This is a genomic window from Syntrophorhabdaceae bacterium, from assembly GCA_028698615.1.
Classification (GTDB): domain Bacteria; phylum Desulfobacterota; class Syntrophorhabdia; order Syntrophorhabdales; family Syntrophorhabdaceae; genus Delta-02.
Genome location: JAQVWF010000001.1, coordinates 1 through 24,589, shown reverse-complemented (window position 1 = coordinate 24,589; position 24,589 = coordinate 1). Strand labels below are relative to the sequence as shown.

General features: G+C 57.2%; 30 protein-coding genes. 18 read left to right on the top strand and 12 right to left on the bottom strand.

Annotated elements, in window-relative coordinates:
- Positions 1-2 precede the first annotated feature (2 nt).
- Positions 3-467, bottom strand: coding sequence for a C40 family peptidase (locus PHC90_00150; protein ID MDD3844747.1), 465 nt, complete (start codon positions 465-467; stop codon positions 3-5).
- On the bottom strand, positions 467-1,105 hold the full coding sequence (locus tag PHC90_00145; protein MDD3844746.1) for an HAD-IB family phosphatase: 639 nt from the start codon (positions 1,103-1,105) through the stop codon (positions 467-469). Before PHC90_00145 ends, PHC90_00150 begins: the two co-directional genes overlap by 1 nt.
- An 87-nt stretch (positions 1,106-1,192) precedes the next feature.
- Here PHC90_00145 and PHC90_00140 point away from each other — a divergent pair, with 87 nt between their 5' ends.
- The 9 genes from PHC90_00140 to PHC90_00100 all read left to right on the top strand — a co-directional run bounded on the left by PHC90_00140 (position 1,193) and on the right by PHC90_00100 (position 7,919).
- The gene (locus tag PHC90_00140; protein MDD3844745.1) at positions 1,193-1,777 is read left to right on the top strand and encodes a methyltransferase domain-containing protein; all 585 of its coding nucleotides are present in this window, start codon (positions 1,193-1,195) and stop codon (positions 1,775-1,777) included.
- Entirely contained in the window at positions 1,774-2,388 is a 615-nt protein-coding gene (locus PHC90_00135; protein MDD3844744.1) for an L-threonylcarbamoyladenylate synthase, read from the top strand. Before PHC90_00140 ends, PHC90_00135 begins: the two co-directional genes overlap by 4 nt.
- 10 nt (positions 2,389-2,398) lie before the next feature.
- A complete protein-coding gene (locus PHC90_00130; GenBank protein ID MDD3844743.1) occupies positions 2,399-3,178 on the top strand; it encodes a methyltransferase domain-containing protein in 780 nt (259 codons plus the stop codon).
- Positions 3,175-4,191, top strand: coding sequence for an NUDIX hydrolase (locus tag PHC90_00125; GenBank protein ID MDD3844742.1), 1,017 nt, complete (start codon positions 3,175-3,177; stop codon positions 4,189-4,191). The genes PHC90_00130 and PHC90_00125 overlap by 4 nt, the downstream gene beginning before the upstream one ends.
- Positions 4,192-4,324: 133 nt before the next feature.
- Entirely contained in the window at positions 4,325-4,708 is a 384-nt protein-coding gene (locus PHC90_00120) for a cytochrome c3 family protein (GenBank protein MDD3844741.1), read from the top strand.
- The gene (locus tag PHC90_00115; GenBank protein ID MDD3844740.1) at positions 4,686-5,993 is read left to right on the top strand and encodes a cytochrome c biogenesis protein ResB; all 1,308 of its coding nucleotides are present in this window, start codon (positions 4,686-4,688) and stop codon (positions 5,991-5,993) included. The genes PHC90_00120 and PHC90_00115 overlap by 23 nt, the downstream gene beginning before the upstream one ends.
- The gene (ccsB, locus tag PHC90_00110; protein ID MDD3844739.1) at positions 5,990-6,802 is read left to right on the top strand and encodes a c-type cytochrome biogenesis protein CcsB; all 813 of its coding nucleotides are present in this window, start codon (positions 5,990-5,992) and stop codon (positions 6,800-6,802) included. The genes PHC90_00115 and ccsB overlap by 4 nt, the downstream gene beginning before the upstream one ends.
- Positions 6,799-7,617 (top strand): phosphoribosylformylglycinamidine synthase subunit PurQ, encoded by an 819-nt coding sequence (locus PHC90_00105; protein MDD3844738.1) that lies wholly within the window; start codon positions 6,799-6,801, stop codon positions 7,615-7,617. The genes ccsB and PHC90_00105 overlap by 4 nt, the downstream gene beginning before the upstream one ends.
- 17 nt (positions 7,618-7,634) lie before the next feature.
- Positions 7,635-7,919: an integration host factor subunit beta gene (locus tag PHC90_00100; protein ID MDD3844737.1), complete on the top strand. Its 285-nt coding sequence runs from the start codon at positions 7,635-7,637 to the stop codon at positions 7,917-7,919.
- A gap of 219 nt (positions 7,920-8,138) precedes the next feature.
- On the opposite strand, the gene PHC90_00095 is transcribed toward PHC90_00100, so the two are convergent.
- From PHC90_00095 to PHC90_00080, 4 genes are read right to left on the bottom strand one after another with little or no spacing between them, the layout of a single operon-like run.
- Positions 8,139-9,074: a diguanylate cyclase gene (locus PHC90_00095; GenBank protein ID MDD3844736.1), complete on the bottom strand. Its 936-nt coding sequence runs from the start codon at positions 9,072-9,074 to the stop codon at positions 8,139-8,141.
- A complete protein-coding gene (locus PHC90_00090; GenBank protein ID MDD3844735.1) occupies positions 9,071-9,907 on the bottom strand; it encodes an HDOD domain-containing protein in 837 nt (278 codons plus the stop codon). The genes PHC90_00095 and PHC90_00090 overlap by 4 nt, the downstream gene beginning before the upstream one ends.
- Entirely contained in the window at positions 9,900-10,196 is a 297-nt protein-coding gene (locus tag PHC90_00085) for a hypothetical protein (GenBank protein MDD3844734.1), read from the bottom strand. The genes PHC90_00090 and PHC90_00085 overlap by 8 nt, the downstream gene beginning before the upstream one ends.
- Positions 10,197-10,253: 57 nt before the next feature.
- A complete protein-coding gene (locus PHC90_00080) occupies positions 10,254-11,417 on the bottom strand; it encodes a pyridoxal phosphate-dependent aminotransferase (GenBank protein ID MDD3844733.1) in 1,164 nt (387 codons plus the stop codon).
- Positions 11,418-11,593: 176 nt separating this feature from the next.
- On the opposite strand from PHC90_00080, the gene PHC90_00075 reads away from it, so the two are divergent.
- From PHC90_00075 to PHC90_00065, 3 genes are all read left to right on the top strand, one after another.
- Positions 11,594-12,916: a glutamine synthetase family protein gene (locus tag PHC90_00075; GenBank protein MDD3844732.1), complete on the top strand. Its 1,323-nt coding sequence runs from the start codon at positions 11,594-11,596 to the stop codon at positions 12,914-12,916.
- Between the two features lie 75 nt (positions 12,917-12,991).
- Entirely contained in the window at positions 12,992-13,333 is a 342-nt protein-coding gene (locus tag PHC90_00070) for a cupin domain-containing protein (protein MDD3844731.1), read from the top strand.
- Positions 13,334-13,389: 56 nt separating this feature from the next.
- The gene (locus PHC90_00065; GenBank protein MDD3844730.1) at positions 13,390-14,070 is read left to right on the top strand and encodes a PilZ domain-containing protein; all 681 of its coding nucleotides are present in this window, start codon (positions 13,390-13,392) and stop codon (positions 14,068-14,070) included.
- 209 nt (positions 14,071-14,279) lie between these two features.
- Here the strand turns inward: PHC90_00065 and PHC90_00060 are convergent, their stop codons facing one another.
- The 4 genes from PHC90_00060 to PHC90_00045 all read right to left on the bottom strand — a co-directional run bounded on the left by PHC90_00060 (position 14,280) and on the right by PHC90_00045 (position 16,633).
- Positions 14,280-14,507 (bottom strand): hypothetical protein, encoded by a 228-nt coding sequence (locus tag PHC90_00060; protein ID MDD3844729.1) that lies wholly within the window; start codon positions 14,505-14,507, stop codon positions 14,280-14,282.
- Between the two features lie 144 nt (positions 14,508-14,651).
- Entirely contained in the window at positions 14,652-14,978 is a 327-nt protein-coding gene (locus PHC90_00055) for an AraC family transcriptional regulator (GenBank protein MDD3844728.1), read from the bottom strand.
- A 334-nt stretch (positions 14,979-15,312) separates the two neighbouring features.
- Positions 15,313-15,963, bottom strand: a complete 651-nt coding sequence (locus PHC90_00050; protein MDD3844727.1) for a gamma carbonic anhydrase family protein — start codon at positions 15,961-15,963, stop codon at positions 15,313-15,315.
- The gene (locus tag PHC90_00045) at positions 15,953-16,633 is read right to left on the bottom strand and encodes an MBL fold metallo-hydrolase (protein ID MDD3844726.1); all 681 of its coding nucleotides are present in this window, start codon (positions 16,631-16,633) and stop codon (positions 15,953-15,955) included. Before PHC90_00045 ends, PHC90_00050 begins: the two co-directional genes overlap by 11 nt.
- A gap of 306 nt (positions 16,634-16,939) precedes the next feature.
- Between PHC90_00045 and PHC90_00040 the strand changes: the two genes are divergently transcribed.
- From PHC90_00040 to PHC90_00015, 6 genes are all read left to right on the top strand, one after another.
- Entirely contained in the window at positions 16,940-17,596 is a 657-nt protein-coding gene (locus PHC90_00040; protein MDD3844725.1) for an MBL fold metallo-hydrolase, read from the top strand.
- A 21-nt stretch (positions 17,597-17,617) separates the two neighbouring features.
- Positions 17,618-18,142: a hypoxanthine phosphoribosyltransferase gene (gene hpt, locus PHC90_00035; GenBank protein MDD3844724.1), complete on the top strand. Its 525-nt coding sequence runs from the start codon at positions 17,618-17,620 to the stop codon at positions 18,140-18,142.
- Positions 18,143-18,159: 17 nt separating this feature from the next.
- Entirely contained in the window at positions 18,160-18,495 is a 336-nt protein-coding gene (locus tag PHC90_00030) for a hypothetical protein (GenBank protein ID MDD3844723.1), read from the top strand.
- A 179-nt stretch (positions 18,496-18,674) separates the two neighbouring features.
- Positions 18,675-19,175 carry a flavodoxin family protein gene (locus tag PHC90_00025; protein ID MDD3844722.1) on the top strand — a complete coding sequence of 167 codons (501 nt, stop codon included), beginning with the start codon at positions 18,675-18,677 and terminating at the stop codon, positions 19,173-19,175.
- Between the two features lie 110 nt (positions 19,176-19,285).
- Entirely contained in the window at positions 19,286-21,328 is a 2,043-nt protein-coding gene (locus PHC90_00020) for a PAS domain S-box protein (GenBank protein MDD3844721.1), read from the top strand.
- Between the two features lie 9 nt (positions 21,329-21,337).
- Positions 21,338-21,988 (top strand): response regulator transcription factor, encoded by a 651-nt coding sequence (locus tag PHC90_00015; GenBank protein MDD3844720.1) that lies wholly within the window; start codon positions 21,338-21,340, stop codon positions 21,986-21,988.
- A gap of 540 nt (positions 21,989-22,528) precedes the next feature.
- Here the strand turns inward: PHC90_00015 and PHC90_00010 are convergent.
- The gene (locus PHC90_00010) at positions 22,529-23,095 is read right to left on the bottom strand and encodes an ElyC/SanA/YdcF family protein (protein MDD3844719.1); all 567 of its coding nucleotides are present in this window, start codon (positions 23,093-23,095) and stop codon (positions 22,529-22,531) included.
- Between the two features lie 18 nt (positions 23,096-23,113).
- Entirely contained in the window at positions 23,114-24,091 is a 978-nt protein-coding gene (gene galE, locus PHC90_00005; protein ID MDD3844718.1) for a UDP-glucose 4-epimerase GalE, read from the bottom strand.
- Positions 24,092-24,589: the final 498 nt, after the last annotated feature.

Here is a 24,589-nt window from a genome sequence, read left to right as displayed (position 1 = left end):
GCCTACAGCAACTTTCTGAACCCCACCAGGTACCTGCGCCAGTAGGCGGACTCCAGCGAATCAATGGCAATGCCCCTCGATTTGGAGGCGTGGACAAAGTCAGCGTTGTTGATCATGATGCCGATGTGGTCATCGCGCTTGATCTTGAAAAGAACGAGATCCCCCGGCTGGACATCGCCGCGCGATATCTCGGCGCCGTAGCGTCCCTGGGCCTCAGCGGTGAGCGGGACGGAAATGCCTGCCTGCCTGTAGCTGAAATAAACGAGGCCGCTGCAGTCGAAATAATCAGGCCCCTTGTTGCCGCTGCGGTACTTCTTGCCCTGCTGGGCGAGGGCGACCTGCACCACGTCGCCGCGGGCACCCTCGGGCATGTCCAGGATCTGCACCTTCTTTGGCGCGCACGAGGGGATAAGCAACAGAAGGGAGAGACACAGAAGCGCGGCGGACCGTCCGACAAACCTTTTCATCAGGCAACCCCCAGGAAGGATTTTGCTGCACAAAGATCTTCAATATATACGGTGCGCCCGGGGAAATTCAAGGAGTCCCCGTTGGTGTTGAAAGCGATGGGCAGGCAGACCTCTTCGAACATGCCCCTGTCGCCTTCACCGTCGCCTACCGCGGAAGCCTCCTCATAGGACAGGCCGCAGCGTTGGAGCGTCCGGCGAACAATGGGGCCCTTAAGGTCGTAGTCGACATTTACGCGTATTTCCCCCGACAGACAGCCGTCCCGGGAAAGAAGGTCGTTGGAGAAGGAAAAATCGATGGAAAGCTCCCTTCTAACCTTCTCGACCAGGATGGAAAGCCCCGTGGAGACCACGACCGTGATAATGCCGGAATCCCTGAGGCGCCCGACAAGCTCCGCCGCACCGCGCTGATAGGGTATCTCGTGAATGACGGATTCCACGTTCGCAACGGGAAGGCCCCTCCACAGGAGGGCGTCCCTCCTGCAGAACTCGTGGTAATCGATTGCACCCTGCCTGAAGAGCGCCTGGTATTCGTCCGCATTGTCCGTCCACAACTTAAGGCGCCGATGAAGGTATTCCCAGCTGCTCTTGACGGTTGTGAGTGTGCCGTCGCAATCGAGAAAGACTATTTTGATGGCCATGGGTCTTATATATCACCGGGAATAAAAAAAAGCTATCCCTTAGGGGCCGTTGGTGGACTATAATACTATCGCGGAGGGATTTCGGGGATGAGGAAAGAAAGAAACGGCCATGGAGCACCAGACTGGGACGAGAGGTATCGAAAAGGCTTCTACGACGGAGCCGATGACCCCCACGACCTTCTCGTGCGATACGCGCACCTCTTTGAGGGCCGTCGCGTGGCCGATATTGCCATGGGCAGCGGAAGGGACGCCCTGTACCTTGCGTCGATTGGCATTCCCGTAACGGGGTTGGAGCGTTCCCGGGAGGGGCTCAAACTTGCCGGGGAAGCCGCGGCCGCCCGAGGGTTTTCGATAGAGATGGTGCGGGGGGACGCCGCACGGTTGCCGTTCAGGAGCGGGTCTTTTCACGGGGCACTCGTGTTTTACTTCTTGCTTCGGGAGATCACCCGGGACATCGCGGCCATCCTCGACAAGGGTGGTATACTTATGTATGAGACCTTCCTCAAGCCAGGCGACGCAGCGAACCACCCCAGGAACCCCGCCTTCCTTCTCGACGAAGGCGAACTCTTGGCCCTTTTCCCCGGGTTCGAGCCCATCCATTACGATGAGGGGCTGCGAAGTCACAAGGGCAAGGTCCGGGCGACGGCGCAGCTGGTGGCGAGGAAGATATGATAGTTGAATGGAACCCCGAACGACCGAAGAAAAGAATCACCGACATCCTGGTGCAGACGATGCAGGAGGGCGGCATCATCGCTTATCCCACGGACACCCATTACGGCATCGGCTGTGACCTTTTCAATATCAAATCCATACGAAAGCTGTACGCGATGAAACACCTTGACGGCAAGAGGGCGCTCAGTATCATTTGCAGGGACATGAAGGACATAAGCACCTACGCTGTCTTGACGGACTTTTCCTTTGATATCGTCAAATGGTACCTGCCAGGCCCCTTCACCTTTGTCCTCAAGGCCAGGAAGATCATCCCCAAGCTTCTCATGACGGACAGGAAAGAGGTGGGGGTCAGGATACCGGCCCACCCGGTGCCGGTGGGCATTGCGGGCCTGTGCGGCAGGCCTGTCATTAACACGAGTGCGCGGATCGCCGGCGAAGAGGTCATCACCGACCCCCGGATCATCGAGAAGACCTTCGGCAACGCCATCTCTCTTGTTGTGGACGGAGGGATCCTGGTAAGCGAACCTTCGACGGTTGTCCGGCTGGCAGACGATGTCCCGGAACTGCTCAGGGAAGGGAAGGGGGCCCTCGACGACCGCCTTTCCCGATAAGGGGTTCTCAATGGCAACGGCAGACGGGAGCGAACAAAGGACGGAAGTGATAGGGAGCTACAGGGACCACAGGCTTCACGCGCGGGTCGGCGCCGTAATACGGGAGCATTCCGGGAACAAGAAGGACATCAGGAGCGTGGTGCGCGACGCGATCCCCTGGCCGAAGGTGAAGGGGGCTCTCGATCTCGGCTGCGGATACGGTTGGTTTGAGGAGGTCATGCCCGGGGGTCTCGACCTTATCGTCGGGATCGATTGCCTGGGCGAGAACGAAGCCCCTTTCCTGACAACCGCCCGCACCCGCGCCCGGCAGGCCGTCTTCCGGGTGATGACGCTGCCCGCGCCAACAGGGTTGCCGACAGACCATTTTGATCTCATCGTGTCGCTCTATTCCCTCTATTTCTTCCCCGGCGCGATCGGGGAGATAGCCCGGCTCCTCAAGCCCGGCGGCCTCTTTCTCTGCCTCACCCACAGCGCCTCCATGCTGGAGGAAGGACAGCACTACTTCGACTTCAGGAACCTGAGGAAGGTGATCGAGCGATTTTCCGCGGAAAACGGCGAGGCGCTCCTCGGGCAGCATTTCAGCGGGGTGAGCCACATCGATTACCCCAATGCCCTTGTTTTTCGCGGCGGGGACGAAGATTCCCTTGCCATGTATATAGATTTCAAGAGAGAATTCATCGAGAAGGACGTTGACCCGGACGTCGTCCGCGATAAGATGATCTCCGAGCTCCACCGAAAGGGTGAGCTCAGCTTCAACAAGAACGACAGGATATTTCTGGCAAGAAAATGAAAAGAAAGGTCTATTGCACCCATTGTGGAACGGTTCTCGGCACGGACTTTCTTGACGGCAAGCACAGACAGGTATGTAGTGGCTGCGACACCGTCTATTACGAGAACCCCGTGCCCGTGGCATCGGTGGTCCTTGCAAACCACAACCGGGAGATACTCCTTGTCCGCCGGGCGAAGGAACCCTTCAAGGACATGTGGTGCTGCCCCATCGGTTTTGCCGAAACGGGGGAGAGCATAGAGAGCGCCGCCCTTCGCGAATTGAAAGAGGAGGCGGGGGTGGAGGGAAGGATAGTGCAGCTCCTCGACGTGGGCTCCCACGTTAATCCCCTTTACGGCGAGCTTCTCATTGTAACCTTTGAGGTCGAGAAGACGGGGGGCTCCGAGGCGGCGGGCGACGACGCGTCGGAGGCGAGATACTTCCCGGCCATGAACCTCCCGAAGCTTGCCTTCGATTCACAGGAAAAGGCGCTGGCAAAGTTCGTGGAGCTGAAGAAAGATCTCTGGAGCATTCACGATTCCTTCGAGACCTTCGTGGAGAGCACGGTGAAGAACAGGATAGACTATCCCGTCATTCTCCTGTCCGACGAGCTTGCCAACGCCGTTCAGGAAAACTCGGATAAGATCGTCAACCTGTGGCTTGACGACATCACGACCAACCCTTCGACGCCGTCCTACAGGCGCCTCGACAGGAAGGACCTGCACTCGAGGGCGATGGTCATCATGGGGCAATTCGGTTCCTGGCTGAGAAAAGAAAAGGGCGAGGGCGAGTCCACCTCTTTTTACATTGCCCTCGGCCGCGAACGAAAGGAGGGCAAGGTGCCCCTCGAGGAGGCCATCAGCTCCCTGAGCATTCTCAAGAAACACGTGTGGATGTTTACGTATTCCTTTGGCGTCTGGGAGAAAGCCGTCGATATATACCGCATGTTCGAACTGGGGGAAAGGCTGGTGTACTTCTTCGACAGAGCGGCGTACCACACGGCGGTGGGCTATAGGAAAAGAAACAATGAACAATGACCAGCCTCCGATAACCAAAGGAGGAAGCGGAGCAAGAACAGGTTTTGCGTTTCCGCGGCGCCTCCTCCTTGACTTACCTCCCAAACTTGCGATATCATTCTGAGTACTTGAAAATCCGATGAAGAGGCGTGATATGAAGAAAGAAGCAACGATCGCACTCGTACTGGCAGTGGTCGGTTTGTTCGCCCTCGTGTTGCTCCCGAGCGCTTTTGCCCAGAAGAAGGCCCCGGAATCGATGATGCTGAAGCTCGAAGGGGGCAAATTCCCCCCGGTTCCCTTTTCTCACCCCGCCCACACCGATAAGGCCAAGGTCGACTGCGTCGCCTGTCACCACAAGGACAAGAACCCCAAAGAACCCGACGGCTGTATGCCCTGCCACGACCGCAAGGACCCGAAGAACGGTGCTTTGCCGATCAAGGACGCATACCACAAGAATTGCACGGGTTGTCACAAGGAGTCTTCGGCAAAAGGCGTAGCGGCACCGACCAAGTGCAATGACTGCCACAAAAAGCAATAACGGGGGCGAAACCGAGCCGGCTTCCCGGTCGGCGTCCCTGTTGCGGTCCCTTGCATCGGTGCGCGTTGGCATCGTGGTCCTGTCTCTCATCGCGGCGACCTCCATCCTGGGGAGCGTCATAATACAGGGCGGGACGGAGGAGGAATATCTAACCCTTTATTCCCAGAAGACCTACCACTTCATCAAGCTTCTCGGACTTGATGACACCTACCATTCGCCATGGTTCTACCTCCTCCTCGTCCTTTTTGCTCTCAACCTTGTGATGTGCACTGCCCAGCGTATAAGGCGCATAACAAAGGAGAGGAGCGCGGGGCCGAAGGCCGTGCCGGATATGGGGGGGCTCGTGGCCGCAGGCGCGGGCTTCACCTCAGACGCGGGGAGCCTTGGCGAGATCTCCCGCAGGCTCGGCAGCTCGTACAGGAAAAAGCAGATATCCGAAACGACGGCGCTCTACGAGAAAGGATCCCTTTCGCGATACGGCGTTGTCGTCATCCATGCGAGCGTCCTTGTCGTTCTTCTCGGGGGCCTTATGGGGCTGGCGGCCGGGCACAGGGGTTTTATCATGCTGCGGGTGGGCGAGGCGGCCCAGAGCGCCGTCTCCCGCGGAAGCTCGCGGTCGCCGATACCATTGGGGTTCACGGTGAGGTGCAGGGACTTTCGGGTCAGCTTTTACCCCGGCGGCCAGCCAAAGGAATACGCAAGCGATGTGGAGATCCTTGATCAGGCCGGGAAGGTTCTGAAGGAAGGCCGGATCAAGGTGAACGAGCCCCTTTCCTACGGGGGGGTCCGGCTCTACCAGTCAAGCTATGGGCGATCGAACAGCTATACCTTCCTCGTCGACGGGAGGAAGATCGTTCTGGCGGACGAAGAGGTGGCGAGAGAGGGCAAGGCCCCCTTCATGGTGGTGCGCTACGCGGCGCAGGTTCACGATTTCGGCCCGGGCGTGATGGTGGCGTACATGGACGGGGAAGAGCCGAAGACACTCTGGTTCCTGAGCGGCGTTGAAAAGATGAGGACCCGGACGATAAAAGGCTCACGGGTCTCCCTCGAAAAGATAGCCGGGGAATACCACACCGGTCTCGAGATGTCCCGCGACCCCGGCGTCCCGGTGGTGCTTTCAGGGTTTGCCCTTATGCTCGCAGGACTCTATATAAACTTCTTCACATTTCACCGAAGGATCTATGTTGTCAATGAGGGCGCCGTTGTTAAGGTGGCGGGCATTGCCTCCAGGAACAAGGAGGGGTTCCTGGAGGAATTGGGCAGATTGGGAAAGGGCCTCGCATGACGACACACCACACTATACTTGGAATTGCGACGATTCTCTACCTGGCGCTCTTCTTCATTCATGTCCTTTATTTTGCCGTCGGAAAAAAAGCCATCCTGACCGTCGCGCGGTACGGTCTTCTGGCTGCCCTTGTCATCCAGGCGGCGGGCATCGCTTTGCGCTGGGTGGAGTCGTACCGGCTTGGCATTGGGCACGCGCCTCTCTCAAACTACTATGAGTCGCTCATATTCTTCTCCTGGTGCGTAAGCCTTTTTGTGTTTGTCATGAGAAAGAGGCTCTATCCCCTGATAACCTTCATGGCCGTTGCCGCCTCGCTTGGCCTCATGGCATACGCCTCCCTTGCCCCGGGGGTAGACAGGGGCATTCAGCCGCTCATACCGGCCCTGCAAAGCAACTGGCTGCACGTCCACGTCATCACCTGCTTTCTTGCGTACGCCGCGTTCGTCGTTTCTTTCATTTGCGGGGTTCTCTCTTTTTTCCATTCCCGGGGGATCGTGCCGCCGGGTCATGCACTGGAGGACATCAATTACAGGAGCATTATTATTGGCTTTTCGATGCTCACATCTGGTATACTAACGGGAGCCGTATGGGCGCACTACGCATGGGGATCATACTGGAGTTGGGATCCCAAGGAAACGTGGTCGCTCATAACCTGGATCGTTTATGCCCTGATCCTTCACCTGCGCTTCGCGGGGGGCTGGAGGGGAAGGCGGATCGCAATAGTATCGATCATAGGCTTTACGTGTGTCGTGATGACCTATTTCGGGGTCAACTTGTTTCTGGCGGGATTGCATAGTTACGCGATATGATAGGTAAAAAACCAAAGAGTCTTGTGGTCTTCGGGAACGGGATCAATTGCGAGAATGAAACGGCGCATGCGAACCGGCTGGCCGGCTTTGTGCCGGAGCTGGTGCACATCGACGAGTTCGTGGAGCGGCCGGGAATGATACACCGCTACACCTTCATAAATTTCCCCGGCGGCTTCCTCGACGGGGACGACCTCGGCTCGGCAAAGGCCCAGGCCGTAAAATGGAAATATCTGGAGATGGCGGGCACGGGGAGGCGCTTTCTCGACGAACTCGTCAAGTTCGTCGAGAACGGGAAGATCATCATCGGAATCTGCAACGGCTTCCAGCTTCTCGTGAAGACGGGCCTCCTGCCGGCGCTGGGAAAGACCTACGGGAAGCAGTCGGCGACCCTCGCCGCAAATGACCTCGGGCGGTTCGAGGACCGCTGGGTCTGTCTGAAGGCAAACCGATTTTCTCATTGCATATTTACGAGGGATATGGATAGAATTTATCTCCCCGTGCGACATGGTGAAGGAAAATGCATCGTCGATTCGGCGGAGAGCCTTTCCGCCATGAAGGAGGGGGGCAACATCGTCCTGCAATATGCCGACAGCGCCGGAGAGGTGTCGATGAGCTATCCCGATAACCCGAATGGCTCGGCGGAGGCCATTGCCGCCATTTGCGACGACACGGGAAGGGTGTTCGGGCTCATGCCGCACCCCGAGGCTTTTGTTGATCGTACGCAGCATCCCCGATGGACCAGGGAAGAGATTTCGAGCGAAGGAGACGGGCTTAAGATCTTCAGGAACGCCTGTAAATATATTTCAGAAAGTTGACTTAAGGAGGGATGTCCATGAATAAGATGGATATAATCAACAAGCTCGCCACAGATATAAACGTGAACCAGAAGATAGCAAAGATTGCCGTGGACACGATCATTGACAGCATAAAAAAAGCGATCATCAACAACGAGCGCGTGGAGATACGCGGTTTCGGCAGTTTTACCCTCAGGGAGTACAAGGCATACCGGGGCAGAAATCCAAAAAGCGGCGAAACCGTTCAGGTCGAACCCAAGAGACTTCCCTATTTCAAGGTGGGAAAAGAACTCAAAGAAATGGTCTGGAAGGACGAGGCCTAGAACTTGTCCCGGTAGGGGCTCGGGGCTCGTCTTGCGGTAGTCACGATGCCCACGACCCCCGGGCGGGACCCCCCTTTCTTCTCGCATCCATAAGCAGGAACCCTTTTTATCGTTGTGGTGATTCCCCCCCGCGGCGCTATCCCCTTCCAATATAGAGAACGCCGCGGAACGGTACCGTTTACGGGCGATGCCGCCTTGGCCTGCAAGCGGGCGCACTGGTCAAGCAGGATTGACGGCTCTACGGTCCGACAGAAAACAGCTTCCCCATGATTGCTTGGCAAGCTTTTTCATTTCCGATGCCACCTCCGTCATTTGACCAAAGTGGGTGAAGGGGCGAATCTTATTGGTGGCGATGCCGATGGAAAGGGCGGTCATGGGAAACTTCCTCGTATTGCCCTGACGGTCGAGAGTTTCTATGAACCCGCTGTCCGTGTCTTTCCTGTCATACAGGGTGGGGGTTATCCGATCAAAGGCGTCGATGATTTCGGCGGAAGCGTCTTCGGCGACATCGACGGATGTTATGAAGACGAAATCATCGCCGCCGATGTGGCCCACGAAACCGTTCTGGGGCTCCTTGCTCTTGACAATGTTGAGGATGAGCCTGCCCGTTATCCGTATCACTTCGTCTCCTCGGGTGAAACCGTAATGGTCGTTGAAGGGCTTGAAGTGATCGAGGTCCGCATAGGCGAGGGCGAAGACGTCGCCCGCCTCTATTCTCGCCTGTATCTGTCTGTTTATGGAGATGTTCCCAGGGAGCTTGGTAAGGGGATTCACCTCCACGATGCGCTCTGAGCGGAGCACCGCCAGGGAGACGCGGGTGAGACCTTCCTGCTCGATATCGGCCCTTTTGAGGTAGTCCTCGACGAAGAGGTTCTTCCAGACCGGCACGTTCAGGATGTCGTCGATGACGACGAGTACCGGCAGTTGATAGAATATGGGGTCGCTCTTCAGGTTGTTTATTACATCCATCGAGTATATGTCCTCTTTGGAGGTGTCGAGGACTATAAGGCTCGGGGGTGAATTATAGATATAATCGATGGCGGACTGGATGTTTCTAAAGAGAAAGACGCCATAGTCGCCGGCAAGGATGCGGTCTATGATCCCCGAGAGGACCACGTCCTGGGATATGACGACGACGGTCTTTTTCTCTTTCATAGCGTCAGGTCTTCCGTTATCTCGAGGGAGTCCTCGGCCTCGTTGAATATTTCGACAACATCCTTCTCGGTGAGCCCGAGAAGCTCCCAGGCCTCCGGCCGGATGGGGGTTATCAGATCGTCGCCGGGAAAACCGAAGCCCCGCGCACGCACGAGGATATCGGCAACATGGACAATGGCGGACTCGACAGGGGTTTGCTTGGTTAGGTGGGGCTTGTGATGGTATTCGATGACGTCGATGAGCTTTGCCGGAAAGCGCCACTTCCGGGCCATCCAGCTGCCGACACTCGCATGGGTGGTGTTGAAATGGTTCTTCTCGGCTTCGTGGATGATGATGCCGGCTTGCTGTGTTTGCGCCAGCGCCCTCTGATATTCATCGGGGAACTGGAGCAGGAGGAAGACCTTGCCGATATCATGGAGGAGGCCATTTACGGATACCTCGTCGGGCTCCTTGTGCCCCGCGCGCAAGGCGATTCTCCTCGAGAATATGGCGGTCCCCACGGAATGCTCCCAGAGGCCGATCATCGTCTTCTGCATGAGGTCGAAGACAGAGACGCCCAGGAGGAGGCCCTTTACAACGGTCAACCCCAGGAGGATGACGGCCTGATTCACCGAAGAGATTCTTCCGGGAAAGCCGTAAACGGGCGAGTTGACCATGCGGAGCACCTTCGTGGTAAGGGCGGGGTCAGAGGATATGAAGACGGAGATCTCGTTAAGGGACACCCTTGGATTCTCGATGACGCCCAGTAGCCTGTTGAGTACCCGGGGAATGGTGGGGAGGGCGTTTATGTGCTCGATCTTTTCCCTGACGGCTCGGACATCCATATTATTCATAAAGGCCCTCGATGTGTTTGCGGGCGGCATTCTTGATGATATTCATAAGGGGCTGATCTCCGACGAGGAGGAAGCGCCTGTCGAGATTCTCAAGAGCGGTCTCTAACGGGGTCGATGGCTTTAGGGAGCCATGGACGTACACCCCGTCCACGTCCATGTTCCTTATCCTGTCGATGAGTTCCGGGGTGAGTTCCGTGTTCTCTCCAAGCAGGACCATGCCGCTTGTATTCACGACGGATCTGGCGGTTTTCATCCCAGGTTCAAGATTGCGAGGGGCTATCTTCGGCACAAAACTTCTCCTGATAGTGTTATCGGCCAAAGGCCAAAAAACGTAATACCCCAGACATCAATTCGGGCGGCATCCGATGTCACGAAGCCACCTCTCGAGCCTGTCGCATCCCTCGGCGAGGTTTTCAAGCTTGTCGGCATAAGAGAACCGCACGTGAGAAGATGCCCCGAAGGCCCCGAAATCATACCCCGGCGTAATGGCGACCCTTGCCTCCGAAAGCGCCCGGTCCACGAAGGCCATGCTGTCCATGCCGAAGCATTCGATTCCGGCGTAAACGTAAAAGGCGCCGTCGGGCTTCGTGGGAATGGAAAACCCGAGGCTGCGCAGGCGGGGCAGGAGAAAATCCCTTCGCTCCCTGTAGAGATCGCACATGCGTGCAAGGCTGGCCGTATCGCCAAAGGCCCCAAGGGCCGCATACTGTGAAATGGAGGGCGGTGCGATGAAAAGGTTCTGTGCGAGCTTCTGTATGGGGCGAACGAGGCCGGGAGGAAGTATCATCCAGCCGAGGCGCCAGCCCGTCATTGCGAAGGCCTTGGAAAAGCCGCTAACAACAACGACCTCCTCGGAAAGGGAGGCGCTGGAAGAAAACCGGGCATCGTAAACGAGACCCGAGTATATTTCATCGACAACAAGGATGCCGCCCCTCGATGAAAGCCGCTCGTGGAGGGCTCTGAGCGCCCCGGGGCGATAGATGGTCCCCGTGGGATTGGAGGGGTTGGCAAGAACAAGGAGGTCCGGTCGGGGGGAGGCGTCCAGCTGCTCGGGAAGGACCTCGTAATTCCTGTCCGCCGACACGGGCAGGGGGGATATCGTGCAGTCCGTAAGGAGGGCGATGTTCCGGTAGCAGGGGTATCCGGGATCGGATATGGCAAGGGTCCGGCCCCGCTCGAGAAGCGCCGCGAAAAGAAGGATGAATGCGCCCGAAGAGCCATTGGTGATAATTATTCGCTCCGGAGAGATGTCGATGTGTTCGCGATCGCGGTAATGGCGGGATACAGATTCCCTGAGTTCGGGGATGCCGAGGCTGTGGGTATAGAAGGTCTTCCCGGCGGCAAGAGCCCGCAGGGCCTCCTCTCTTATGGCGGCGGGCGTTTCGAATCCGGGCTCGCCCACCTCCATATGGATGATGCTGTGCCCCTCGGCCTCCATCAACCGGGCCCTTTCGAGAAGCTCCATGACATAGAAGGGAGATATTTGGGCGGCCCTTGTCGAGATGTTCATGGTTCTTCCCTCATTTGTTTTTCCCGGGGATGCGCCTATCCGGCGTTAGGGAAATGTACCAGAGGAAACGGGCATCTGTCAATGGAATGGGTGCCTTATATACAATGAAAAACATTGACTTTGAAGGGACATCTCTTCATAATTGAGAAAATCGGGGAGGCGACGGAGGGCGCTCGATGACAAAAGCACAGGTCGTGAGGTACGCCAGGGAAAACGGCGTGACATTCATCAAGTTGTGGTTCACGGACCTGCTGGGCTTTGCGAAGAGCTTCACCATCACCGTCGACGAACTTGAGAACGCCCTGGAGGAAGGCATGGGATTCGATGGGTCGTCGATTCAGGGCTTTGCCCGCATAGACGAGAGCGACATGGTTGCGAAGCCCGATGTTTCGACCTTCACCATACTTCCCTGGAGGCCCCAGGGGGATGCCGCGGTGGCGCGGATGTTCTGCGATATTTTCGAGCCCGACGGCACGCCCCACAAGGGGGATCCGCGCTTTGTCCTGAGGCGGAATCTCAAAGCGGCACAGGAGATGGGGTTCGAATTCTTTGTGGGCCCGGAACTGGAGTATTTCTACTTCAAGTCCGATTCGGGGACGCAGACCCTCGACAAGGGGGGCTACTTCGATATCACTACCCTGGATGAGGCCGTGGACCTTCGCAGGGACACGGTGCTTATGCTCCAGAAGATGGGCATTAACGTCGAGTACAGCCACCACGAGGTAGCACCCTCCCAGCACGAGATAGACCTGAAGTACGCCGGGGGCCTCGCCATGGCCGACAATACCATAACGTACCGGGTTGTCGTGAAGGAAGTTGCGAGGAAGTATGGCGTCTACGCAACCTTCATGCCTAAGCCAATATTCGGCGTCAACGGCAGCGGGATGCACGTGCATCAGTCTCTCTTCAAGGGGAAGAAGAACGCATTTTTTGACGGGAAGGACAAGTACCTCCTTTCCGACGTGGGGAAATGGTATATAGCCGGCCTTCTGAGGCACGCCAGGGAGATCACGCTGGTGACGAGCCAGTGGGTAAACTCGTACAAGCGGCTGGTGCCGGGTTACGAGGCGCCGGTGTACATATCGTGGGCGCGGCGCAACAGGTCGACACTGGTCCGGGTGCCGCTGTACAAGCCGGGGAAGGAGAGCGCCACCCGGGTGGAATACAGAAGCCCCGATCCGGCGTGCAACCCCTACCTTGCGTTCGCGTGTATGCTCAGGGCGGGGCTCGAGGGGATAAGGAACAAGTACCCTCTCCCCAATGCGGTAGAGGAAGATGTCTACGAGATGAGCCCGGAACGCAGGAAGGAGCTCGACATAGGGGCCCTTCCGGGAAGCCTCTTCGAGGCCATCGAAGCAACAGAGGGGTCGAAGCTGGTGCGCGAGGCCCTTGGCGAGCACGTTTTCGAGAAGCTCATCGAGAACAAGAAGATCGAATGGGACAGGTTCAGGGCCCATGTGTCGAATTACGAGATCGACACATATCTGCCGGTATTGTGAGGGAGTCGCGAGCTGCCCGAATATGAAAATGTTGGGGGGGGGTGGGGGATTCTCTTGATGACTGAGGGGAGGAGCATGATAGTCAGGAACTTTAATGATCCGGAAGTGATGGGGACCACATACATAGCCCACAGGGGGGCCGTTGCGCGGATGATCATGACGAGCCGGTTCCTGAAAGGGATAGAATTCCTTGCCTATGCCATCCTGCCTCCGGGGAACACGATTGAAGAGCACATAGATCCCGTAGAGGAAATATACCTGGTGTTCAAGGGCGGAGGGAAGATGAAGGTTGGGGACGAGACAAGAGAGGTTGGAGAAGGCGATTCCGTCTGGATACCGGCTGGCGAACCCCATGCACTGGAGAACACGAGGGACGAGGAGACGTTCGTCCTCGTCATAGCCGCATATCCCCGCTAGCAGACATGGGGATTGGGAGAGAAGAAGAGAACCGGGCCGGTCAGGCGCCCCATGAGATGAATATCAGGCCAGGGCTTAACATCAATATCATCATCAACATCGACCACATGAGGGAGACCGTTGATGTCGGGAATTCCGTAATCCATGAAATGGCCGGCGACAGGTTAGTCGTCGCACAGACGGATCCGCCCGTATCAAGGACACACCTCGGCAAAGAGCTTTTCGTGACCTTTCTCGACCGGTCAGGCGGCACGCCGCGGCGGTTTGGTTTTCCAGCGATAGTAGTCGAGTTCATAAAGGAGTTCACGCTTTCTTCTTCGCTGAAGGTCCAGGCCCTGGCCCTGAGAAGGGCGGGGGATTTCGAGGAGTACAACCTGAGGATGTTCTACCGGCTGGAGCCTCCCGGTGGCTGCGGCATCGAAATAGCCGTCGGGGGCAGGTGCGTCAGCATCATCGACATATCCATCGGGGGAGCGAAGTTCAGCCATGAGAAGATATATCCCTTCAAGATCAACGAACCGGTGACGCTGACGGTGTCAGTGGAAGAGGCTTCTTATGAAGTGGTTGCGAAGGTCCTCCGGGTGTGGGAGCCGGAGAACGAGCGGATAAAGAAAACTGTCGCCCTGGCATCGGTGCAGTTCATTGATGTGGAGGCGAATTTCAAGAACATCCTCGCTAGAAAAATCCGTGACGTGGAGAGGGAATTGCGCTGCAAGGAAGTTCGCGTTACGAGATAGCTGCATTTCGTTTGGCCACCCAAGTCTTCGAGATAACAGGCGAAAGGCGTTGTTTCACGTGAAACATCGTCAGCGCAGATTTTCCTCGGCCAGCCCTCCCCCGTTGCTCCCGGTCCTCCGTCTGGGAATGGAAAACAGGGAGGCGGAAAGAGAGGCGGCCAGGCACACTCCCCCAGATCACGTTGTAGTCCCGGAAAACGTCAAAGGGATCACCGGCGGTGATGGAACCGAGGTCGCCCTCGACGGTGCCAGCGCGCCATGATGACGCAGGCCGAAGAGCTTTGCCGGATGAGGGACACGTCGTCGCGGTCCCGGATGCCCGCGAGGCCGGCGAGCGTGCTGTCTTCCTGGTATCCGTAAAAGACGACGCCATCCCCGATCTCGTGCTGCAGCTTCAGGCGAGCCATGTAGGGATCGTGCCAGCGGTCGTCCGGCATGACGCCCTTGTAGGCTTACGCCCCGTTGTTGACGATGTCGAGGATAGCGTCGAAGTCGTGGTCTGTACAGATGTATCATTAGATTAAGAACCTCCCCGGGGAGTGTACAGCGAGAGCGCTGGCTGTCAAGTGGCAGCGTAAGGGCTAATGGGGAGGGATGTCTTGTGCTGGATTGCTGGGGCGGTAGCGGCCGGGGGTAAAGCCGAGGATTGTTCCAAAGGACAGGGTGAAGTGACTCTGGTCGGCAAAGCCCGCCTCCAAGCTGACGTCGGCGGTGGGAAGACCTTGGGAGAGGAGGCGGCGGGCATGATCTACCCGTTTCTGGATCACATAGGCGTGGGGAGGAAGCCCCGCGGCGGCACGAAAGGCGCGCAGAAGATGAAACTTGCTCAGGTTTGCGATGCCGGGGAGCTGACGGAGGGTTACGTTCTCCGTAAAATGCTCGTCGAGATATTCCAACAACGCCTTCACCAGACCCGATCCGCCGTTTCCCGCGCCCCGGGACCCCCCCTCTGTCCGCGTGGCGCGAGATCATGTGCACAAGAACGGAATAGAGGCGGGCCTCCCTTTCGAGGGTGACGTCCGAGAGGTCGAGGGCCTCGAGGAAAGAAAAAAGGCCCGCCGCAACGAAGGGGTCCTTAATGACGGGGGAAGAGAAGTGAGGGGGTTGTGCGTGCAGCCGCTCCCCGCCAGTATGACAGAAGACGAACAACCACGCGTTGAAGGTTCTTGCTCGTTCACGTGACACTGACGAATTGCATTGACAAGCAACCGTCGGGATTGTTTGCATTTGAAACCTGCGTCATCATTCCCCGGTGAGATACGTCCTCGATTTGCGATAGAGGCCGCCGGCCTGTTTTCGTGTGCCTTCCCTCTCATCGAAGGTTGTCTGCCGAAGGACCTTGCCCGGTGACCCGAGGACCAGGGAGTTGGGGGGTATGATCGTCCGGGGGGTGACGATGGTTCCGGCTGCGATGATGGATCCCTCCCCGACGACGACGTCGTCGAGGACTATGGCGCCGGCGCCAACGAGGACGCCGGAACCAATGCGAGCCCCATGTATGATGGCCCCGTGGCTGATGATGGATCCCTCCCCGACGGTGGTGGGAGACCCCTCGGGCGATTCTACGAGGGACATGTCGAGAAGGGCGGAGCCGCTTCCAATGACCGTCCTGGCCTCATCGGCCCTTAAGACGGCCATAGGCCAGATGCTGACGCCGTCCCCGACAAGAACGTCCCCGACAACGCGGGCAGACGCATCAATGAACGCGGTATCATGGATTACGGGAGTCCTGCCTTGAAACGATGAGATATTGCTGTCCACTCCCACCGACGCTGTCCGCCGACCCGCGCGGGCTACCCCGCTCGGCCTGCGCGCGGCAAGGCGTGGTAACGCCGGCAGGGCGCCGAACCTGAAACCTGAAGCCTGGAACCTGGAACCGCTTCTATTCCCCATATTCCTCGAGATAGCGCTCTATATAGGCCGCAACCTTGTTCCCGGGCTGATAGATGCCGAAGTGGCCCTCGCAAAGGACATCGGCCTTGAGAGCAAGAAGGTGCTCCATGGATCGCTGCCACTGTGTCATGTCGGCCCCGAAATCGGCGAGGAAGGGGCCGTGTATGTCCTGGCCGAAGAGAATGCGTTTGCCGTCCTTGTCAAGATAGACCGACGTCGAGCCTGGGGTGTGGCCGGGTGTGTGGAGAAGGACGATGTCATGGCCTCCGATGGCAATAACATGCCGGGACGCGCAGAACGTGAGGTCCACCGGCAGCGGTTGAAACCTGACCCCATACCAGTGGGCGGCGGTCATCCTCTGATCGCCGGCCTCCACAGGTCCGGCATCGAGCTCGTGCATGACGATCCTCGCGCCGGTGCGTTCCCTCAAGGCGGCCGCTCCACCGACGTGGTCGATGTGGCAGTGCGTCAGGATGATCGTCGAAAGCCGGGATGCGTCGAAGCCGAGGCTCTCGATGTTGCGCACTATCGCGTCTGCGCTCGTCCCGGCTCCCGCATCGATGAGCACGAGCTCGCCAAGATCGAGAAGATAGACGCAGCAATCCTTGCCATCGGTGATGTCGGAACTGGCGACAAGATAGATGCCGCTATGTATCTTTTTTGGTCCCATAAGAGCTCCAAAGAAGGTTTGAGGCCTCAGGCCTCAGGCCTCAAGGAAGGCGCCGGCGTTACTGCCTCGGCCGGGTTTCAGCAAAGGCGGAAAAAACATTGGGCTTGTTTCCAACCTGAGGCGTGAAACCTAAAACTCAAGGCTTTTCTATTGTTACAATTCCTTGTCCCGATTGCAAGGGTTTCCGGTCCTTGTATTCGGGGCCGCAGGCCGTCGCGGTCTGGCCATTGGTCGCGGTTCCTGTTCCCCGGCTTCTTGACAGTGAGGTAAAACTAGTTGTAATATAAAGGAAAAAAGGAGGATGCGATGAGGGTTAAATGGTACGGCCATTCGGCATTTCTCATAACGACGGCGAAGGGCGTAAAGATCATAACCGACCCGTACCAGTCTGGCGCATTCGGAGGGGACCTGAGGTACGGGAAGATCACCGATGAGGCGGATATTGTGCTCTCGAGCCATGACCACGATGATCATAATTACACGAAGGACATAAAGGGACACTTCAGGTACATTAACAAGGCAGGAACCTACGAGGAAAAAGGAGTGAGAATACGGGCCGTTCCGAGCTATCACGACGGTTCGAGGGGAAGCCAGCGGGGAAGTAACCTGATTTTTATCATCGAGGCCGACGACCTGAAGGTGTGTCATGCGGGAGATCTGGGTCACACCCTCGAGGCGGCCGGCGTAAGGGAGATAGGGGCTGTCGACATACTGCTGCTTCCTGTGGGCGGTTTCTTCACGATAGACGCCTCGGAGGCGACGCAAGTAGTCGATAGCCTGGGGCCGCGCGTCACCATACCGATGCACTTCAAGACGGAAAAATGCGATTTCCCCATAACCCCCGTGGAAGACTTTACGAGAGGCAAGGAGAGGGTCAGGGTTGCGGGCGGAACGGAGGTGGAGTTCTCGAAACTTACCCTGCCCGGCGAGGCCGAGATAGTTGTATTGAACTACGCGCTTTAGCGGCGGGACGGGGGACGGCACATGCTGAAAAGACTCTTTTCGAAGCAGGATATAGCGAAAACGGTAAAAGGGCTTGCGAGACAGATAGAAAAGGATTTCAAGGGCGAGGAAATCACCTTTGTTTGTCTCCTGAAAGGCTCCTTTGTGTTCACATCGGACCTTGTGCGTTATATAAGGAATCCGTCAAGGATAGACTTCATGCGCGTGTCCTCATACGGCAACGCGATGAGGACCAACGGCAGGATTAACGTGCTCAAGGACCTCGAGGAGGACATTGAGGACAAGAACGTCATTATTGTCGAGGACATCATAGATTCCGGTCTTACCCTGACACACGTACGCAGCCTCCTTGGCGACAGGAAGCCAAAATCCCTCAAGATCTGCGCCCTCATCGACAAAAGGTGCAGGAGAGAGGTGGAGATTGAGGGAGACTATGTGGGTTTTACCATCGAGGACGGCTTCGTCGTCGGTTATGGCATAGACTACGCGGAAAAATACAGAAATTGCCCGGAGATTTGCGTAGTCGTGGAGGAGGATGCCGAGTAAGCAGGCGATATGCCGTTATGTCGGGTGCCTCGATGATCCTCCCCATGCTTTTCCTTGCCTTTGGAGCAGCAGGAGGAGGGGCATACCAAGGGGCCGGATGGCTGGCGCGGGAGACGATCTTTCCTTCGGCAGGGCGCCTTGCGGCCATGGAGTTCGGTTTTGTCGCAGGCAGGCTGACATCAGTGACGCATAGAGTGGACTCTTTTCCTGACTATCTTCTCATGAAGGAAGAGCTCTTCGGGCGGTTCGGAAGGGGAAGGATATCGGAGGATATCGATTCTCGCCCGGAAAGGTTTGTCTGGGAAAAGAGGGGATCGACCACAACGCTTGTCAGCGACTTCAACGTGCCATGAAGCGGCGCTCGCCCGGAAAGGATTCCTCCTGATGAGCAGCAAACGACCAATAACCAAATTAGGATCACCAGATGAGAAGAAAATGACCAATAACCCCAAAGAGAATAACTGGACGGAGACGAACGGTCCGTCTGACGTTGCCGCCACACTGTTGGTCATTGTCTTCTAAAGGAGGTTTTATGGAAGTCTTGGTAGTCTATCATTCAAGGTCGGGGAATACGAAGAAGCTGGCGCAGGCCATTGCCGCCGGTGTCGAATCCGTCGAAGGTGTCGCCTGCACCACGAAGGACACGGGAGAGGTCACCAAGGAGGATTTCCAACGGGCCGACGGCGTGATAGCGGGTTCGCCGGTCTATTTCGGCAGCATGGCGGCCGAATTGAAAGGGGTTTTCGACAAATTCGTCCCCGTACGAAAGCAGATGGCCGACAAAATAGGGGCTGCGTTCGCCACGTCGGGGGACCTCTCGGGCGGGAAGGAAACAACCATGATGTCGATAATTCAGGCCCTGCTCATTTACGGCATGATCGTGGTGGGGGATCCCCTTGATGCAACAGGGCACTATGGTGTATCGTGCACGGGCGCGCCGGACGAGAAGGCGGTGGAAAATGCCGGGAAACTCGGGAAGAGAGTGGCAAGCCTGGTGTTAGCAATAAAGCAAGGAACGCGATGTTCCACGTGAAACACCCAAAAGACCCCTCGGGGCGGCAGAGCACCCAGTTGGCCTGCCGTATTCCGGAACCTGGCGCCCGGCACATGAAATGGTCGCCATCGGTCGGGTGCTGGTAAGACATGAAGAGCCCAAAGATAACGAGGCAAAACGGAAAGGCGCGTGCACCGGCGAAGGTTGCGGCCGGGCAGGCAACCTCCCTCGGCGAAATTCAAGATGTCAAGGCGGCGCTGGAAGACAGCGAGGCACGGTATCGCCTGCTCGTCAGGCATTCGTCAGATGGTGTGTTCCTTTTCAATCCCCGCACGCTTAAGATCCTCGAGGCGAACGCCAGCTTTCTGAAGATCACCGGATTTCGAGAGGAGGAGATGACCCGCCTTGCGTTACCCGATATCGTGGTCATGAGGAAAAAAGAGATTGTCGAGAACGTCCGGAGTGTTCTTCAACAATCGGAGATCGTGTCGGGATTGAGGCAGTACAGGAGAAAGGACGGCACCTTCATCGATGTGGAGATCACCTCTTCGCTCATCAGCCACAGGAGCGAACAGTTCATCATGGTGAATGTCCGAGACGTGACGGAAAGGCTGAGAGCGCAGCATGAGCTTGAGCGGCAGGCAAGGATGCTCCGCGAGCAGGCGGAGATTATCGATATCGCGGAAGACGCAATCATCGTTCGTGACGCGAAGAACCACATTCTTTCCTGGAACAGGGGCGCGGCAAACCGTTTTGGATTTTCCTTTGAGGAGGCCCGGGAGCGGCCCCTATCAGTTCTCTTGAAGACACGGTATCCGCAACCGCTAAAAACAATCAGGAAAACCCTCCTTGCCGAAGGAAGATGGGAGGGAGAGCTTGTTCATCGTACGAAGGATGGCAGGCGGATCGTGGTGGAAAGCAAATGGAAGCTTAGAAGGGACAAGAAGGGCAGGCCTGCCGCGGTGCTGCAGATCGACAACGATATTACGGAGCGCAAGCTCGCCGAGGATGTGCTGAAAAGATCAAAGAAGGAACTGGAGCGGCGGGTGGTGGAGCGCACGAGCGAGCTTACGGAGGCCAATACGCGCCTTGTTCAGGAACTGAAAAGGCGCCAGCAGGTCGAGGATATGCTCAGAAGGGGGGCCGAGCGGTACAAGAACCTGTTTGAGAACTCACCCATGGGTATATATCGGACTGACCCCCGGGGGCTGATTCTTATGGCGAACCCGACCCTGATCCGCATGATGGGTTATTCCTCATTCGATGAGTTTGCCGCCGCGAAGTCCCGCAAGAAGACCTGCGAGCCCACGTACCTTAGCACAAGGATAAAAGACCGACTGGAGGGGGAAGGTCGGGTCCGCGGGTTCGAGGCAAAATGGAAAATGCGCGGCGGTTCAAGCATATACGTGCGGGAGAATGCAAGGGCGATACGCGATGCCAGCGGGCGGACCCTCTATTATGAAGGCACCGTTGAGGACATCAGCGAACAGAAGCAGGCAGAGGAGAGGTTGGACCAATATCAGCGTCAGCTGCGGTCGCTGGCCTCCGAACTCTCCCTGGCCGAGGAGCGCGAGCGTAGAAGGATATCGAACCTCCTCCACGACCACATCGGCCAATTGCTCGCGACGGCCAAAATGAGGCTGGGATGGATCGAAAGCGCCGTTCAGGACAAAGCTGTCGAGCGGGAGATAGACGAGATACGCGACCACATCGGCCAGGCCATCCAGTTCAGCCGTTCCCTGATCTTCGAACTGAGCCCGCCCATACTCTATGACCTGGGTCTCGAGGCGGCGCTTGAATGGCTCACGGAGCAGGTGGAGGAGCACAACTCGATCCACCGGGAATTCGAAAATGACGGCATAGACAAGCCGATACGGGACGAGATACGAGTCCTTCTCTTCACGGCGGTACGGGAACTCCTCGTCAATGTCGTTAAGCACGCCAGGGCGACCTGCGTGAAGGTAACGGTGCGCAGGGTGGACGAGAGCATATCCATCCACGTCGCAGACGACGGGACGGGCTTCAACACCTCCAACCACAGCTATCATATAGCGGAGTCTCGGGGCTTCGGGCTATTCAGCATCCGCGAGCGCCTCCATTCGCTGGGTGGCCACATGGAAGCGCGCTCGCAGGTCGGCAGAGGGGCGCGGATAATACTGATGGCGCCGCTCAAGGCGGAACAGGAAGATTAAAGGTTTTTTATGAAGATTAGAATAGTGGTGGCAGATGACCACAAGATCATGCGGGAAGGCCTGAAGGCCCTCATTGAGAAACAGCTCGACATGGAGGTGGCGGCCGAGGCACAGGATGGTGTGACGGCAACAAAGCTGGCCCGCAAGCTTCTGCCGCACATCGTCATCATGGATATAGGCATGCCCGAGATGAATGGCATCGATGCCACCCGCCAAATCGTGGCCGAGAACAAGGGCGTGAAGATCATTGCCCTGTCGATGCATTCAGACAGGAGGTTTGTCCTCGAAATGCTCAAAGCCGGGGCATCGGGGTATCTCCTGAAGGACAGCGCCTTCGAGGAGCTTGTGAGCGCCGTCCACACAGTAATGACGGGCCAGTCCTATTTGAGCCCAAGGATCACGGATATAGTCGTCAAGGAATATCTCCATAACCTTCCCGGGAACGACCAACCCACCGCCTTCAGCATCCTTACCCGGCGGGAGAGGGAGGTCCTGCAGCTCCTGGCCGAGGGGAAGACCACGAAACAGATAGCCTGTACCCTGAATCTGAGCGCGAAAACGGTAGAGTCCCACAGGCAGCAGATCATGGACAAGCTCCAGACACGCAGTGTCGCGGAATTGACCAAGTATGCGATCAGGGAAGGCATAACCTCGCTCTAGGGACGGGATTCATCGGCCAGGAAGTTGGGCCTTGCGCATCGGGTGCCCGAAAGAACCCGGAGGTGCCTGGTGGATCTCGGGGAAAATACCCCCGAAAATCAGGAAAATCCCTATAGCATGCCCGGCGGGAGAGGGGTACACTTGTACTATAATGCGGTGCGCGGCGACGATGTCCTCATGGCTTCAGAGTTTAAAGTATCAAACAGAGAACGGAGCCTCGTTCAAGGTCTGTGCCCGCCACCGCCCGACGGAAGCAGGGAACGATGCTGCGGGGAGAAGGGGGAAAAGAACTTCGCAAACCGTAAGCGCGACATTTGGGTGCAGCGTCTCCAGCCTTGCCGGACCCGTGAGAAAGATAGAAGAACGAAGGGGGGACGTCGCGGCCCCACCGGCGCCAGATCGCTGATCACAATTATCCCGACGGAGGTCGGAATCCAAACGCCCTTGCCCTGCGTACCAAGAGGATTCCGGCCTCCGTCGCAGTTAACGTAAAAGCAAAGATCGCCCTTGCCCTGAAACCTGAAAGTTAAGCCAGCCCCCTTACTTCATCCACCTGTAGAGGAAAAACCACAGGATCTTGCCATACTCGCTGGTCACCTTTTTTATCTCTGATTCGTGGAAGAACCACAACCCATCGCTGCGCCTCTCAAACCGGGTCGGCACGAATGTGGTCCGATAGCTGCCCCGGGGGAACACCCGGTCTGTTATCAATTTGATTCGCCTCATATGGTGAGGGGAACTGACAAATATGGCAGACGACAGGCCCCTCGTGTCCATCAGTTTCTTTGCCTCGATGATCTCGATGTGGGTGTCCTCGTATACAATAGGATAATGGGGAGGACGCGAAGGGACGACCTTGCGTGACGCGTCGCCATGGTTGTGCGCCTGAGCCACCCTGCCGTACGCGGGTATAACGAGATAGGATGCGTATCCTTCGCCCATGAGCTGTATGGCTTCCGCCCGGCGCTCCTTGTATTCGTTGCCCAGGAAGAGCACGACGGCATCCGCCTTCTGCGGTGGATCGGCATAGAGAAGGTAGGCGGGTGCGTACACCACAAGACCGGCAAAGGCGACAATGACGGCAATGGCGGCCGCAAAGGTTCTCATCTATAATCCCTCAATCCTTCACCGCTCCCATCTCTTCTTCTCCCATGCCCATGCGGTCTCTATGATGAAACCCAGGTCATCGTAAAGCGGTGACCACCCCGTCAACCTCTTGAGTTTTGAGCTGTCGGCGACCAGTTCGGGCGGGTCGCCCGGCCTGCGCCCGGCGAATTCCACGGGGAAGTCCACCCCCGTCACCGCCTTGGCCGCCCTGACCACGTCGAGGACGGAAAATCCATGTCCGTAACCGCAGTTCATAACATCGGAAAGGCCTGTTTCCCCGAGATACGTGAGGGCCAGGAGATGCGCTGCCGCGAGGTCCTCTACGTGTATATAGTCCCTGACGCAGGTGCCATCCGCCGTGGGATAATCGGTACCGAAGACGAGGAGCTTCCTCTGGTCCCCGCGGGCTGTTTGAAGGGCCCGGGTGATGAGGTGCGTGGCCTCGCGGTAAGCCTGACCTATCCGGGCTTCCCGATCGGCGCCGGCGACGTTGAAATAGCGCAGGGCGATGTAACGGAAGTCTCCACCGGCGGCCATGTCCTGAAGCACTCTCTCCACCATGACCTTTGTCATTCCGTAGGGGTTTATGGGACAAAGAGGCGTATTTTCGTCGACGGGGCTCTTTTGCGGCGCCCCGTACGTGGCGGCCGTCGACGAATAGATGAAATAACGCACGCCGTGCTCGGTGAGTGCCTCAAGGAGATTTATGCTGTTTATGACGTTGTTGCGGTAATACATGAGCGGTTTTCGGACCGATTCTTCCACCTGGATGGATGCCGCGAAATGCATGACCGCGTCGGGAGCATATTCCCCGAGCGTCTTCTTCAAAAGCTGCCCGTCGGCAAGGTCTCCCTTGACGAGATCTGCCGACAACACGGCCCATTCATGGCCCGTGGAAAGGTTATCGTAGACGAGGACACTGTGGCCCTGTTCCCCGAGAAGCTTTACAACGTGGCTGCCGACATAACCGGCGCCGCCCGTGACAAAAACCTTCATTGACCCTCCCTGTGGGATACCGCTGTCTCTCGAATTCATACCGGCCGGGCAAAAAATTAAAGGCACCACCAGGAAACGCAGGATCGACACCCGCCCCTGTCGGGTTTCCCGGGCCCGGGATTGCCTCCCCGGCGCTATGTCCTCGTGATGACACGCGCCCGGCCTCGATAGGATGACATTCGTATATATCTTACCACAATCGTTTCTGATAAGTAATCCTTTCTCAACATCCGCGCCAGTGATTGCAGGGCTTTGCGCGGAAAGCCCTGCCACGATCGAATCCTATCGGGGAAAGAACAGGACGACGTTTTCCTGCCCCCCCGAACCACCCTTCAGGGCTGGATAAGGTATTAGGAAGTGATGCATCGGGATGGTAACGTCAAGTATTTTGTGTCAGCAGCCAAAAACATAGTGCACCCCATAGCGTATGTTCTCATAGAGGAAGACTGCATACAGGATCCGCTCCATGCTGGTCCTGTTCTCGAAGACCCCCATGGG

Coding starts and splice junctions, on each gene's coding strand:
- PHC90_00150 (MDD3844747.1), bottom strand. CDS start 467: ATGAAAAGGTTTGTCGGACGGTCCGCCGCGCTTCTGTGTCTCTCCCTT.
- PHC90_00145 (MDD3844746.1), bottom strand. CDS start 1,105: ATGGCCATCAAAATAGTCTTTCTCGATTGCGACGGCACACTCACAACC.
- PHC90_00140 (MDD3844745.1), top strand. CDS start 1,193: ATGAGGAAAGAAAGAAACGGCCATGGAGCACCAGACTGGGACGAGAGG.
- PHC90_00135 (MDD3844744.1), top strand. CDS start 1,774: ATGATAGTTGAATGGAACCCCGAACGACCGAAGAAAAGAATCACCGAC.
- PHC90_00130 (MDD3844743.1), top strand. CDS start 2,399: ATGGCAACGGCAGACGGGAGCGAACAAAGGACGGAAGTGATAGGGAGC.
- PHC90_00125 (MDD3844742.1), top strand. CDS start 3,175: ATGAAAAGAAAGGTCTATTGCACCCATTGTGGAACGGTTCTCGGCACG.
- PHC90_00120 (MDD3844741.1), top strand. CDS start 4,325: ATGAAGAAAGAAGCAACGATCGCACTCGTACTGGCAGTGGTCGGTTTG.
- PHC90_00115 (MDD3844740.1), top strand. CDS start 4,686: ATGACTGCCACAAAAAGCAATAACGGGGGCGAAACCGAGCCGGCTTCC.
- ccsB (MDD3844739.1), top strand. CDS start 5,990: ATGACGACACACCACACTATACTTGGAATTGCGACGATTCTCTACCTG.
- PHC90_00105 (MDD3844738.1), top strand. CDS start 6,799: ATGATAGGTAAAAAACCAAAGAGTCTTGTGGTCTTCGGGAACGGGATC.
- PHC90_00100 (MDD3844737.1), top strand. CDS start 7,635: ATGAATAAGATGGATATAATCAACAAGCTCGCCACAGATATAAACGTG.
- PHC90_00095 (MDD3844736.1), bottom strand. CDS start 9,074: ATGAAAGAGAAAAAGACCGTCGTCGTCATATCCCAGGACGTGGTCCTC.
- PHC90_00090 (MDD3844735.1), bottom strand. CDS start 9,907: ATGAATAATATGGATGTCCGAGCCGTCAGGGAAAAGATCGAGCACATA.
- PHC90_00080 (MDD3844733.1), bottom strand. CDS start 11,417: ATGAACATCTCGACAAGGGCCGCCCAAATATCTCCCTTCTATGTCATG.
- PHC90_00075 (MDD3844732.1), top strand. CDS start 11,594: ATGACAAAAGCACAGGTCGTGAGGTACGCCAGGGAAAACGGCGTGACA.
- PHC90_00070 (MDD3844731.1), top strand. CDS start 12,992: ATGATAGTCAGGAACTTTAATGATCCGGAAGTGATGGGGACCACATAC.
- PHC90_00065 (MDD3844730.1), top strand. CDS start 13,390: ATGAATATCAGGCCAGGGCTTAACATCAATATCATCATCAACATCGAC.
- PHC90_00060 (MDD3844729.1), bottom strand. CDS start 14,507: ATGCCGGACGACCGCTGGCACGATCCCTACATGGCTCGCCTGAAGCTG.
- PHC90_00050 (MDD3844727.1), bottom strand. CDS start 15,963: ATGGGGAATAGAAGCGGTTCCAGGTTCCAGGCTTCAGGTTTCAGGTTC.
- PHC90_00045 (MDD3844726.1), bottom strand. CDS start 16,633: ATGGGACCAAAAAAGATACATAGCGGCATCTATCTTGTCGCCAGTTCC.
- PHC90_00040 (MDD3844725.1), top strand. CDS start 16,940: ATGAGGGTTAAATGGTACGGCCATTCGGCATTTCTCATAACGACGGCG.
- hpt (MDD3844724.1), top strand. CDS start 17,618: ATGCTGAAAAGACTCTTTTCGAAGCAGGATATAGCGAAAACGGTAAAA.
- PHC90_00030 (MDD3844723.1), top strand. CDS start 18,160: ATGTCGGGTGCCTCGATGATCCTCCCCATGCTTTTCCTTGCCTTTGGA.
- PHC90_00025 (MDD3844722.1), top strand. CDS start 18,675: ATGGAAGTCTTGGTAGTCTATCATTCAAGGTCGGGGAATACGAAGAAG.
- PHC90_00020 (MDD3844721.1), top strand. CDS start 19,286: ATGAAGAGCCCAAAGATAACGAGGCAAAACGGAAAGGCGCGTGCACCG.
- PHC90_00015 (MDD3844720.1), top strand. CDS start 21,338: ATGAAGATTAGAATAGTGGTGGCAGATGACCACAAGATCATGCGGGAA.
- PHC90_00010 (MDD3844719.1), bottom strand. CDS start 23,095: ATGAGAACCTTTGCGGCCGCCATTGCCGTCATTGTCGCCTTTGCCGGT.
- galE (MDD3844718.1), bottom strand. CDS start 24,091: ATGAAGGTTTTTGTCACGGGCGGCGCCGGTTATGTCGGCAGCCACGTT.